General features: G+C 65.1%; 11 protein-coding genes. 5 read left to right on the top strand and 6 right to left on the bottom strand.

What is annotated here, in order from left to right:
* Positions 1 to 853 (bottom strand): APC family permease (locus AB4Y43_RS24740; RefSeq protein WP_368729002.1); only part of this gene is annotated, 853 nt, incomplete at its 3' end.
* Positions 854 to 1,286: 433 nt separating this feature from the next.
* Between AB4Y43_RS24740 and AB4Y43_RS24745 the strand changes: the two genes are divergently transcribed.
* A complete protein-coding gene (locus tag AB4Y43_RS24745; protein WP_027797379.1) occupies positions 1,287 to 1,490 on the top strand; it encodes a cold-shock protein in 204 nt (67 codons plus the stop codon).
* Between the two features lie 158 nt (positions 1,491 to 1,648).
* Here AB4Y43_RS24745 and AB4Y43_RS24750 read toward each other — a convergent pair whose 3' ends face one another.
* The 3 genes from AB4Y43_RS24750 to AB4Y43_RS24760 all read right to left on the bottom strand — a co-directional run bounded on the left by AB4Y43_RS24750 (position 1,649) and on the right by AB4Y43_RS24760 (position 5,142).
* Positions 1,649 to 2,908, bottom strand: a complete 1,260-nt coding sequence (locus AB4Y43_RS24750) for an Hsp70 family protein (RefSeq protein WP_069268277.1) — start codon at positions 2,906 to 2,908, stop codon at positions 1,649 to 1,651.
* Positions 2,909 to 3,098: 190 nt separating this feature from the next.
* Complete coding sequence (locus tag AB4Y43_RS24755) at positions 3,099 to 3,701, bottom strand: nitroreductase family protein (protein WP_069268276.1); 603 nt, start codon at positions 3,699 to 3,701, stop codon at positions 3,099 to 3,101.
* A gap of 157 nt (positions 3,702 to 3,858) precedes the next feature.
* Positions 3,859 to 5,142 (bottom strand): MFS transporter, encoded by a 1,284-nt coding sequence (locus tag AB4Y43_RS24760; protein ID WP_069268275.1) that lies wholly within the window; start codon positions 5,140 to 5,142, stop codon positions 3,859 to 3,861.
* A 174-nt stretch (positions 5,143 to 5,316) separates the two neighbouring features.
* Here AB4Y43_RS24760 and AB4Y43_RS24765 point away from each other — a divergent pair, with 174 nt between their 5' ends.
* Positions 5,317 to 5,958 carry a TetR/AcrR family transcriptional regulator gene (locus AB4Y43_RS24765; RefSeq protein WP_342949863.1) on the top strand — a complete coding sequence of 214 codons (642 nt, stop codon included), beginning with the start codon at positions 5,317 to 5,319 and terminating at the stop codon, positions 5,956 to 5,958.
* Positions 5,959 to 5,977: 19 nt separating this feature from the next.
* Complete coding sequence (locus tag AB4Y43_RS24770) at positions 5,978 to 6,547, top strand: DUF1415 domain-containing protein (protein ID WP_342949862.1); 570 nt, start codon at positions 5,978 to 5,980, stop codon at positions 6,545 to 6,547.
* 19 nt (positions 6,548 to 6,566) lie between these two features.
* On the opposite strand, the gene AB4Y43_RS24775 is transcribed toward AB4Y43_RS24770, so the two are convergent.
* A complete protein-coding gene (locus AB4Y43_RS24775) occupies positions 6,567 to 7,430 on the bottom strand; it encodes an SAM-dependent methyltransferase (protein WP_368729003.1) in 864 nt (287 codons plus the stop codon).
* 377 nt (positions 7,431 to 7,807) lie between these two features.
* Between AB4Y43_RS24775 and AB4Y43_RS24780 the strand changes: the two genes are divergently transcribed.
* Positions 7,808 to 8,128, top strand: coding sequence for a hypothetical protein (locus tag AB4Y43_RS24780; protein ID WP_028206633.1), 321 nt, complete (start codon positions 7,808 to 7,810; stop codon positions 8,126 to 8,128).
* Positions 8,129 to 8,251: 123 nt separating this feature from the next.
* Here AB4Y43_RS24780 and AB4Y43_RS24785 read toward each other — a convergent pair whose 3' ends face one another.
* Entirely contained in the window at positions 8,252 to 9,400 is a 1,149-nt protein-coding gene (locus AB4Y43_RS24785; protein ID WP_368729004.1) for a methyltransferase, read from the bottom strand.
* Positions 9,401 to 9,644: 244 nt separating this feature from the next.
* On the opposite strand from AB4Y43_RS24785, the gene AB4Y43_RS24790 reads away from it, so the two are divergent.
* Complete coding sequence (locus tag AB4Y43_RS24790; RefSeq protein WP_368729005.1) at positions 9,645 to 12,437, top strand: N-6 DNA methylase; 2,793 nt, start codon at positions 9,645 to 9,647, stop codon at positions 12,435 to 12,437.
* Positions 12,438 to 12,442: the final 5 nt, after the last annotated feature.

A 12,442-nucleotide genomic window follows, 5' to 3' on the forward strand; every position in this document is an offset into this window, starting at 1 on the left:
GCGCGATCGCGAGTTCCGCGAACGGCGACTTGAAGTTGAACGTGTTCCAGCCCTTCGCGACGTCGGCCGGATTGACCGCGCCGATATAGGCGACCTGCAGCAGCACGTAGATCACGAGCGCGCAGAGAATCGAGCCGATGACTGCGAACGGCACGCTCTTCGCCGGATTGCGCGCTTCACCCGCGAGGTTGATCGGGCTCTGGAAGCCGTTGAATGCGAACACGATGCCGCTCGTGGCGACTGCCGTGAACACCGCCGACCAGCCGTACGGGGCGAACGAGGTCGTCTGGCCGAAGTTTTCCTGGTGGAAGCTACCCGCCATCAGGCCGATGATCGTCAGACCCGGGATGATGAACTTGAAGATCGTGATCGCGCTGTTGGCACGCGCGAACAGTTTCACGCCCCAATAGTTGAGCATGAAGTAGATGATCACGAGAATCGCGGAGAGCCCGAGCCCTGAATGCGTCAACGACCCGTCGACGAAGAGCGCGTGCGCCCAGGCATAGGGCCAGGTGCTCATGTACTGGATCGAGGCTTCGGCTTCGATCGGGATCACCGAGACAATGGCGATCCAGTTCGCCCACGCGCTGATGAAGCCCACCAGTGCGCCGTGCGAGTAGCGGGCGTAGCGGACCATACCGCCCGACTCCGGGAACATCGCACCGAGTTCGGCGTAGGTGAGCGCGATGGCCAGAATGACCACGGCGCCGATGATCCAGGCGCAAACCGCCGCCGGACCTGCAATTTTCGCCGCCTTCCACGCGCCGAACAGCCAGCCCGAACCGATGATCGACCCGAGGCCGGTGAACATCAGCGCGAACGGGCCGATGTTCCGTTGAATAGAACTTTTCACGTCTTCTCCTGTTTCGAGAGCAGCTCGACACCGCGTTTATCCCGTCTGTTGTGCGGGCGGGTTTGCTGCGGTTGTCGTACCTCCGCACAAAAGATTGCGCCTGTAGGCGCAACTTCTGCGCGGCGCGTAGTTTAACCGGTTGCACCATGGAAGGGCGTCGAAAACGACGGCCTAATACAAAAAAGTCATTTGCTTATCAAGCTTTGTAAGGGTTCGTTTCGACCCTGTGGCAAAAAAATACGAACTTTCCCGAGGACCTAGTTGACCTTCCTGCCATTTCGCCGTATAAAGTTCGGGCAGGATTTCAAGCGGCGAGTGTGAATTGGTCTTTCGTAGTTCGCCCATCAACGGTACTCCGGCTGGTCCCATACCCCTTCCTTGATTTTCGTGCACCTCTCGGGCTTCGGCCTTCATTCATTTTTAGGAAAGTAATATGGAAACCGGTACCGTCAAGTGGTTCAATGACGCTAAGGGCTTTGGCTTTATCACTCCGGACGGCGGCGGCGAAGACCTGTTCGCGCACTTCTCGGAAATCAAGGTTGACGGCTTCAAGACGCTGCAAGAGAACCAAAAGGTTCAATTCGAAGTGCGCACGGGCCCGAAGGGCAAGCAAGCTGCCAACATCAAGCCGGTCTAAGTACTGCGCTCATCGGTCTGCTACGGCTCTTAGGATCTGAACGCAACTTCTGCGCAGTTCCTGGCTAGCAAGCTTACCGAAAAACCCCATGCTTCTTCCGGAAGGTGGGGTTTTTTCTTGCCTGGCGCTCTAGCGCGAGGTTTAGGCGCCTGGTGCGTTTAGCCGAAAAGGCGCTGCGCGTGAATGCCGAGACCCGTCGCCACGCTGGCGAGACGATCGCCGAACACGGCCTGTGACTGCGGAAACGCCTCGGCCAGCGCCTGCGTCAGGAACGCGAGGCCGGTCGAGCCGCCCGTGAAGTAAAGCGCACTCACCTGAGCCGGCGCGACCCCCGCTGCCTGCACCGTTTCGCGCGCGGCCTGCACGATACGCCGCGTCTCCTCGCGCCCCGCCTCGACGAGTTGCGTGTCGCCGAACGCCAGACGCAAGTCTGCCTCTACAGCCTCGAGGTCGATCATCGTCTCCCCGCCCGCCGAAACGCCGATCTTCGCCTCCTCCGCGCGCGCCGTGAGCGCGTGACCCAGACGCTCGTCGACCACCCGCATCAGCCGGTCGTGATGGCGCGTATCGGTGTACAGGTGGCGCATGAGCTTCAGCTCGGTCGCGCGCCTCGGTGTGTAGATCGTGTTGATGAGATGCCACGTCGCCAGATCGAAATAGATGCGGTTCGGCACCTCGCGGCCTTCGGGGTCGAGCGACTGGTAGCCCAGTTCGCGCAGGATGGTCGCGAGTTCGACGCGGCGGTCGAAGTCGGTGCCCGCCACGTGCACGCCGTGGTGCGCGAGTACGTCGTCCTTGCGTTCGAGCCGCGTCATGCGATCGGGCCCCACGCGCACGAGCGAGAAGTCCGACGTGCCGCCGCCAATGTCGGCGACGAGCACGAGCCCTTCCTCCGCGAGACGCGACTCGTAGTCGAACGCCGCCGCGATCGGCTCGTACTGGAACTCGATCTCGCGAAAGCCCACCCGGCGCGCCGCGGCTTCGAGCTGGTCCTGGGCGAGCTGATCGGCGCGCGGGTCTTCATCGACGAAGAACACCGGACGGCCCAGCACCGCGCGCGAGATCGGCGTGCCCGAGCAACGTTCGGCGCTGCGTTTCAGGTGCTCCAGAAAGATCGTGATGATCTCGGTATAGGGCATCGCGCTACCGTCGCCGAGGTCGGTCGTGCTCTCGGCGAGCGGCGAGCCGAGGATGCTTTTCATCGAGCGCATCAGCCGGCCGTCGAAGCCGTCGATATAGGACGCGAGCGCCGCACGGCCGAATTCGCGCGTGTGTTCGTCGACGTTGAAGAACACCGCCGTGGGCAACGTGGTGTGTGCGCCTTCCACGGGCGCGAGGCGCATTGCGCCGTCGGCCGCTGCCGGGAGCGCCACCGCCGAATTGGAGGTTCCGAAGTCAATCGCGCAGAAGCTGGTCATGGCAAGAGCGCGCCGCAGCGAATGCGCGCGCAAGAGAGGAAAGGTCGGGGGGATCGGCTTTGTAGCACGAAAGCGCCGCGCGGGGCAACCGCGGGCCCACGATGCGACCCCGCAAGAAAAAACGCGCGGGCCATGCCGCGCGTTTTCGCTAAAGCTCGCAACCCCTCATAAGCGCGGGGTTTCTCCCGGCTCAGCCCTTGAACGGCTGCTTCCAGGCGTTCGCGTAGGCGATGTCGCCCATCGCCGAGCGCGTACGTTCCGCCTTTTCACGGTCGCGCAGGACAGGCTCCAGCTTCTCGGCTTCGCCGTAGTGGCCGATCGAGATGATCGAGAGCGGCTCCACGTCGTTGGGCAGCGCGAATTCCGTGCGGAACGCCTGCACGTCGAAACCGCTCATCTGGTGCGCCGCGAGACCCAGCGCATGCGCCTGGAGCACGAGCGACATGGCTGCGGCGCCCGCATCGTATTGCGCCGTGCGATTGACTTCGCCCTTCGCGTTGAGCGTGTGTGCCGTCACCGCGATCAGCACCGACGCCGGCGCGTTCCACTGCTGGTTGAACGGCACGAGCGTCGCGAATGCGCGCTTGAACGCGACTTCGTCGGCGCTGCGGTCGAACACGATAAAGCGCCACGGCTGCAGGTTGTAGCCCGAGGGCGCCCAGCGCGCCGCCTCGATCACCGCGTGCAGCGCCTCGCGGCTCACCGGCTCGCTCGAATAGGCGCGCGGGCTCCAGCGGCCGGCGATGAGTTCGTGAATGGGCACGGCTGTCGGTGCGGGTTTGTGCTTCGTCATGCCTTGTGTGTCCTTGGGGTGACGGGCGGCTTGCCCGGGGGTCATTAGAATAACCGCAGCGCGTGAAATCCGCTCAAACGCAACAGGCGACGCTGATGCGTCGCCTGTCGGCGTGCGCCGAAGTGCGAACCGGCGCTGTAAAGTCGCTATGGCCGCGTCAGGCCGTTTGCACGCCCACGGCGCGCGGCCCGCGGTTGATGCGCAGCACGAGGAACGACGCCACGAGGCACAGGCCGCCCGAAATCATCGACGCCACCGTATAGGTGCCGAGGCTCGAGCGCAGCAGGCCTGCGCCGAACGCCGCGAATGCCGCGCCGAGCTGATGGCCCGCCACGACCCAGCCGAACACGATCGGCGCGCGCTCCTTGCCGAACACATCGGTGGCGAGCCGCACGGTCGGCGGCACCGTCGCGATCCAGTCGAGGCCGTAGAACACCGCAAAGATCGGCAGCCCGAAGAAGTCGATGCCGAACGCGTGCGGCAAATAGATCAGCGAAAGTCCGCGCAGCCCGTAGTACCAGAACAGCAGCAAGCGGCTATTGAAACGGTCCGAGAGCCAGCCCGAGAGCGTCGTGCCGAACAGGTCGAAAATACCCATCGTCGCGAGCAGCGATGCACCCTGCACTTCGGTCATGCCGTAGTCGCCGCACATGGCGATGAGGTGCGTGCCCACGTAGCCATTCGTGCTGGCGCCGCAGATGAAGAAGCTGAAGAACAGCAGCCAGAAGTCGCGCGTGCGGCTTGCCGAGAAGAGCGCGTCGAACGCGATCTTCAGCGGATTCTGATGCGGCGCGGGCGGCGCGACGGGGGTGCTCTCGTCCTCGCCGAACGGGCGCAGATTCACGCTCGCGGGCCGCTCGGGCAGCAGGAACAGCACGAGCGGCAGCACCGCGGCGGCGGCCACCGCGACCACGAGCACCACCGACTGCCAGCCGTGCTTCTCCACGATCGCCGCGAGGAGTGGCAGGAACACGAGCTGGCCCGTGGCCGAACTCGCGGTGAGGATGCCCATGGCCAGCCCGCGGTGCGAGTGGAACCAGCGCGTCACGACGGTCGCCGAGAGCGAGAGCGCCGCGACGCCGGTGGCGCCGCCCACCATCACGCCCCAGATCAGGATCATCTGCCACGGATGCGTCATTAGCGCGGAAAGCGCCACGCCCGCTGCCATGGTGCCGAGCGCCGCGAGCAGCGTGGGACGCACGCCGAAGCGCTGCATGGCCGCCGCCGCAAACGGGCCCATGAGGCCGTAGAGCGCGATATTCACCGAGATGGCGAGCGAGATCGTCGCCCGGCTCCAGCCGAACTGATGCTCGAGCGGCACCATCATCACGCTGGGCGTCGCACGCGTGCCGGCCGCCGCCAGCAACACCAGAAACACCACCGCCACGACGAGCCATCCGTAGTGGAAACGTCCGCCTATTCGCCTCGCTGCCCAGTCCATTGGTGCTCCTGTCGCGGCGCGCCGGATTCGACATGCCGATGTTTTCGTTGGCATGACCGCTCGCCGCGACATTCGCCATCGCTTTGATTGTTACCGATCGGTCACAAGTGTGTTGCGATAGTAGTTACCGCTCGGTAACATGTCAAGCAATCACCCTGATCGCGAGATGCCCTCATGAAACACGAAGGCCACGAGGAAACCGCTAGCGCCGCTGCCCGCACGCCCCGCCCCCGCGCGCAGACGGCTGGTGCACGCGCGCACGAGCACCTGTTGCGCGCCGCCGATGAGCTGTTCTATCGCGAAGGCGTGCGCGCGGTCGGCATCGAGGCCGTAGTCGAGCGCGCCGGCGTGAACAAGATGAGCCTGTACCGGCAGTTTTCGTCGAAGGACGATCTTGTCGTCGCCTACCTGCAGCGCTGCGACGTGCGCTTTTTCGAGCGCTTCGACGAAAGTCTCGCGAAGCATCCGGGTGAACCGGCAAAGCAGTTGGTGCAGTATTTCGAGGACCTCGCGCGCCGCGCCTCGGTGCCGGATTATCGCGGCTGCCCGTTCGTCAACGTCGCGACCGAATTTCCCGACGCCACCCACCCCGCGCGGCGCAGCGTCGACAACAACAAGACGCGGCTCATGGCGCGGCTCACCGCGCTCGCACAGGAAGCCGGAGCCAAAGACCCGGTCGCGCTCGCCGAGGAACTCGCGCTGCTCGTCGAAGGCATCTATGCCGCAAGCCAGACTTACGGCCCCGGGTGCGGCGCGATTCTCGCTGCGCCGCGCATGGCAAAGCTGTTGATCGAGGCGGCATGTCCCGGGCGCTAGCCGCCCGTAAAATGTCACGATGAACGAAACCGCTGCTCTGTCCCCCGACCACGCCGCCATTCTCGAAGCGACCCGCCACTGGCTCACGCGCGCCGTGATCGGGCTGAACCTCTGCCCATTTGCGAAAAGCGTGCACGTGAAGAACCAGATTCGCTACGTGATCAGCGAGGCGACCGATCTGGAAGGTGTCCTCACCGATCTCGAACGCGAGTTGCAAACGCTGGCACAGGCCGATGACACCGAGATCGACACGACGCTCCTGATCCTGCCCCACACGCTTGCCGACTTCGCCGATTTCAATGACGCGACCTGGTTTGCCGAGCGCCTCGTGCAGCAGTTGCGGCTCGAAGGCACGCTTCAGGTCGCGAGCTTTCACCCGCAATTCCAGTTCGAGGGCGCCGAGTCCGACGACATCGAGAACTACACGAACCGCGCGCCTTACCCGATCCTGCATCTGCTGCGAGAAGCGAGCATCGAGCGCGCAGTCGAGGCGTTCCCCGACGCCGCCGACATCTACGAACGCAACCAGGAAACGCTTCGCAAGCTCGGCTTCGCAGGTTGGCAAGACTGGATGAGCAAGCGCGACTGACGCCGCGCTGCCCGCAGGTTCAGCCTTCGATTGCCGCTTCGGAGGCCGCCTCGCCCTCGTCGGCGAAAAAGCGCTCGCGCAGGTCCGCCAGCCCGAACGTCTCGAGAATCTCGTTGAGCCGCTCCGCCGCACGGCGTCGCGGCAAATCCTTGTACTGGGCGATGATGAGTTCGTTCTTCATCGAGTGCTCCCAGCCCACCAGTTCCGTCACGCTCACCTGATAGCCGTGCGCCTCGAGTTGCAGACAGCGCAGCACGTTGGTGATCTGGCTGCCGAATTCGCGCGTATGCAGCGGATGGCGCCAGATCTCCGTGAGTGCCTGGCCGAGCGACTTGCCCTTGTTGCGGCGCAGTACTCCCGCCACCTCGGCCTGGCAGCACGGCACGACCACGATGTAGCGCGCGTGCTTCTTGAGTGCGAAGCGCAGGGCGTCGTCGGTGGCGGTGTCGCAGGCATGCAGCGCCGTCACGATATCGACCGTTGGCGGCAGCTGCGGCGAGGTGATCGAATCGGCGACCGACAGGTTCAGGAACGACATCCCGCCAAAGCCCAGCCGTTTGGCCAGTTCCTGCGAGTGCTGCACGAGCTCGTCGCGCGTCTCGATGCCATAAATGTGTGACCTGTCGCGCTGATCCTTGAAAAACAGGTCGTAGAGAATAAAGCCCAGATAGGACTTGCCCGCCCCGTGATCGACGAGGGTCACGTCGCGGCCATCCTGCTTGAGGTCCTTGAGCAGCGGCTCGATGAACTGGAACAGGTGATAGACCTGCTTCAGCTTGCGGCGGCTGTCCTGGTTCATCTTGCCGTCGCGCGTCAGGATGTGGAGCTCCTTGAGGAGTTCGACAGACTGGTTCGGACGGACTTCGTAGGTCTTGCTGGACATCGGCGTGATCGGATGAAAGGCGTGGTATGTCGCGAAACGTGCGACAGGCGACAGAAGGGTTGCAGTAATTCTGTCATTTTACGAAAAAAGCGAGTCCAGGCTGCCGAACCCATGAGAGCGGCCAGTGTCGTAATAGCGTCCCGGCACGCTGACCCACGTGCGGACAGCAGGGAGGGGTTGAATAGAAGAGACACGAGGATTTTTTCGTCCCCGATGCCCAAAAAAAGGACCAAAACGCAGCGCGACCGGCCGGCAACGAATCGACAGGCGCGCATTGGGAGGTCGCACCGGGAGTGCCGGTTGCGATGAATCAGGCTGGCGCAGTCCTCGCTGCGCAAAGAGCGCGCGACGCTGTGCGGCCTTGCATGGGGCATGCAATGAATACGATACCTGACGGAAACGCAGAGCAAAAATTCCAGGAACTGCTTACGAAACTCGTCACGGTTCCCGACTGGACGGAAAAGCAGCAACTGGAGCTGGAAATGGCGCGCGACATCTCGGTGGAGATGTTGCGGGTCGCGGAAAGCATGCGCGATGGCCCTTCGGATCTCGAGACCTGCCTGATTCTGCTGAAGTACGCGAAGGTGCTCGATTTCGTGATGTCGGCACTGGCGTCGCGCCGCGATATCAAGCCACAAACGCTGCGCGTGATTTTCAAGCTGGCAGGCCTCAAGGTCGACGAGGCCTATCCGGGCTGAAGCCGATGTAAATCTGACGCACACTCGGCGTGGCAGCCAGGCCGCCGACGCCGATACTCGATACCCGCACGGGCCGTTAGCGGCCCGGCCTCTTCTTTTTTGCCAACGCTTTTTCCGTCCGGCTCACTCTACGCGCACCTTGAGGCGCCACAGCGACGTCAGTTCGGCCGCGCGCGCACGATAGAGCGGATCGGTCGGATCCGACGCTTTCGGGTGCCGCGGGCGAATGTCCTCCCGGCCCACGACTTCGAGCCCCGCCTCCACGATCATCTCGATGAGCGATTCGCGCGTGCGCAGCCCGAGATGCTCCGCGAAGTCGGACAAAATCAACCACCCCTCGCCGCCCGTCTCGAGATGATCCTTGAGGCCGCCGAGAAAGCCGCGCAGCATGCGGCTCTCGGGATCGAACACGGCGTACTCGATGGGCGACGCGGGCCGCGCCGGCACCCATGGCGGATTGCAGACGATGAGCGGCGCGCGCCCCGGCGGGAACAGATCCGCCTCGACGACCTCGACCTGCGCGGCGTAGCCGAGGCGGTCAAGGTTCTCGTTCGCGCAAGCCAGCGCGCGGGCATCCTGATCAGTCGCGACCACGTTCTTCACGCCGCGCGAGGCGAGCACGGCGGCGAGCACGCCCGTGCCCGTGCCGATGTCGAAGGCCTTTTCGAGCGACGGCAGCGCCGTGCGCGCGACGAGATCGACGTATTCGCCGCGCACCGGCGAGAACACACCGTAGTACGGATGAATGCGCGCGCCGTTCAGCGCCGCGATCTCGACACCCTTCTTGCGCCATTCGTGGGCGCCGACCAGACCCAGAATTTCGCGCAGCGACGCCGCGGAAGCTTCGCCATCGGCCGCGCCCCACGCCTCTTCGCACGCGAGCCGGACGTCGGGTGCGCGGCGCAGGTTGATGCTGTAGTCGCCTTCGAGCGGAATCAGCACCATGCCGAGCGTGCGGGCACGCTGCGCCTGCGCCTGGCGATGCAGATGAAACGCTTCGAGCGGTGAAGCCGGCGCCTTGGGCGGCGCAGCCTTGCGGGGTTTGCGCTCCCCACGGCGCGCCATGGCCTGCAGCAGCTGACGCGCGTTCTGATAGTCGCCGCGCCACAGGAGGGCGGTGCCTTCGCAGGCAAGGCGGTACGCAGCGTCCGCAGTCGTGCGATCGTCGGCGATGACCACGCGTTTGGGCGCCGGCACGCCAGCCTCGGAGCGCCAGCGCACCGTGCGCGGGCCTTCGGTGTCGGGCCAGGTAAGAGTGGGATGTTCGGTCATAGTCGGATATTCGGTGCGGCGGGCCAGTTCGTCGATTCGTACCTGGCCCGCGGGTTGGCGCCGCGGGGCGCCATCATATAGCAGAGCGACGCGGCGCGTTCCGCCACGTCGCCTTCGCAACGATGATCGCTCAGACGGGCGGGCGCGTCGACCAGGCCAGACGACGTAGGACGAAACGCGCCCGCCCGGCAGTAAAATGGGCGCCGACCGCGCCCCGTCAGGCCAGGCCCACCCGCACGAGACCATGCCAGCAACCACCCAGCAGACACGCCGCGCGCGCAAACCGCGCACGCGCCGCGCCAGCGCCGGTGCTGGGCTCGACGAAGGCTTTTACGCCGAACTGCTGCATATCGTCGGGTTGCGGGAGAGCGTTTCCGGCATGAGGCGCACCGTCGCGCGACCCGCGCCGCACGAGCGTTTGCCCGGCGCGCTGATCGAACTCGCGCTGTCGCGCCTCGCCGCCTGCGACGGAGAGAGCCCAGGCGAGGGGCCGAAGACCGACCATTTCGAACTCGCGCTCCGGCTTTGCATCGCCTGGATCAGCCGCCTCGTATTTCTCAAGGTGCTCGAAACGCGTCTGCTGACGCTCCACGGCGACGATGCGGCCTACGCGTTCCTGAACGCCCAGCGCATCCGCTCGTTCAGCGATCTCGACGCGCTGTGCGACACCGTCCTCGGCGCCGGTGACGACACGCCGCCAGCCCGCTTCGCTCACCTTCCCCGCTTCGACGGTTCGCGGTTCGCGCCGCAAGACCTGGACCGTAGCCTGCTCGGCATGAGCATGCTCGACGATCGCGCCACGCTGCCGCCGTACGAGGCGACCGTGCTCCCCGATGCGAGCGGCGAGCGGCACACGCTTGCGTATCTGCTCGATTTTCTCGCCACGTTCGACTTCTCCGCCGGTCTGGTGGCGCGAGAGCCAACCGTGGCGAACAGGCGTTGCCTCGATGCCTCCTCGCTCGGGCTCGTCTTCGAAAAGCTCAACGGATACCGCGACGGCGCCTGGTACACGCCCGGCAGCGTCGCGATGCAACTCGCCCGTCCCGCCATCGCGCATGCGGCGCTCAATCGGCTGAATCGCGCCAAAGGCTGGCACTGCACGAACATCGATCAGCTATCCGAACTGATCGGTGAATCAAGCGGCGCATCGATCGGAAGCCGCGACGAGGCGCGCGCGATTCTGGACTCGCTGCGCATCTGCGACCCCGCCGTGGGCTCGGGGCATCTGCTCGTTTCAGCGCTCAACGAGTTGCTGGCGCTGAAAGTGCGCCTCGGCTTGCTGAACGCGCAGGACCGCGAAGCACTCAGCGCTTGCCGCATCGACGTCACCGCGGACCGGCTTTGCGTGACGCATGCGAACGGCGAACCGCTCACCCGCGAGCGCGATGGCACGAGCATCCGCAAGATCGAAGCCGCGCTCTTCAGTGTCAAGCGGGACATCGTCGAGCACTCGCTTTTCGGTGTGGATATCAACCCGGATTCGGTCGGCATGGCGCGCCTGCGGCTGTGGATCGAACTGCTCGAACACGCCGATTTCACCACTTCTCTGCCGAACCTCGAGACCAACCTCAAAGCAGGCAATGCGACGCTCAGCCGTTTCGACTTCGATACGCCGCTGCGCGGCTACGCTGAGCCAGTGGCGAACTATCGTGCCAGCGCGGCTAGACTGCGGGCGACGGCTACAGCCGCGGCGAGGCGCGCCGAAATCGCCCGATGCGCGCAACTGCGCGAAGCGTTGCGCCACGCCCTCGCGAACCACCAGGCCGACACGCCCCCCGAAAACGCCGCGGCGTTCGAATGGCGCATCGAATTCGCCGACCTCCTCACCGACGAAGGCGACTTCGAGCGCTTCGACGCCGTCATAGCGAATCCGCCCTATATCGACTCCGAGCGCATGATCAACCAGGGCCAGCGCGCGTTGCGCGAGCGGCTGGCGCAGCGCTGGCCGAGCGCGCGGGGCAACTGGGACCTCTACATCGTGTTCATCGAGCTCGGCCTCGCGCTCCTGAGGCCCGGCGGCGCGATGGCGTATCTCACGCCCGACAAGTGGCTCTCGAAGCCCTTCGGCAATGCGTTGCGCGCACGGCATCTGGACAAGATCGAACGCATCGTCAGGCTCGGCCGCGACGTATTCGAGCAGGCGCGTGTGGATTCGATCATCACGCTCTTTCGCGAGTCGGGCACGCCTGCCATCGCGACCGCGCGCATCGACCGCGAGACGCTCACCGAGCTTGCGCAAACCGACAAACGCTCGCTCGAGGCGCCATGGCCGCTCGACGCATTGCTCTCGCCGCACGCCGCGTTCGTGCAGCGGTTCGCCGGTGCGCACCCCACACTCGGTTCGCTGCTGCCCTGCGAGAACGCCTGTGCGACGTCGGACGCCTACCGGCTCGCGCCCCTCGTCGAAGCGGCCGACGGCCGATTCCAGCCGGACCAACACTACCGCGTGGTGAACACCGGCACGCTCGGGCGCTACGTCTCGCGCTGGGGCAGCAAGCCGATGACCTATCTCGGGCGACGCTACGAGGCACCCGTGGTCGAGCGCGAGCGCTTCGCGTCGACGTTCGGGAACGGCTACGGCGCGAAAGCCAACGCGAAAAAGGTGATCGTGAAAGGCCTCACACGGCTCGATGCGACGCTCGATCTCGCAGGCGACACGATCCCAGGCAAGACCACACTGATCCTGCGCTCGGACGACGAGAGCCTGCTGAAGTTCGCGGCGGCGTTGCTCAACTGCCCGCTCTCGGTGTTCCTGATCCGCGCGAAGTACGGCGCGTCGAGCTACAACGGCGGCGTGGCGTTCACGACATCGATGATCGACGCCTTGCCCGTGCCGGGCGGCACTTCGGTGCGCAGCGAAGTCGCCGACTGCGTGACCCGCTTGCTGCGCGCCGGGCAGTCCGCATGCGACGCCGCTGAAGCGGACGGCATCGCGCGCGAGATCGATCGACGCCTCTATGCGGCATTCGGCCTGTCGCCACAGGAGATCGACCTCGTGGAAGGCCGCGCCGACTCGATGGCGCGCGAAGCAAGCTGACCGCG

Source organism: Paraburkholderia sp. BR10872, assembly GCF_040965835.1.
Lineage (GTDB): Bacteria > Pseudomonadota > Gammaproteobacteria > Burkholderiales > Burkholderiaceae > Paraburkholderia > Paraburkholderia nodosa_A.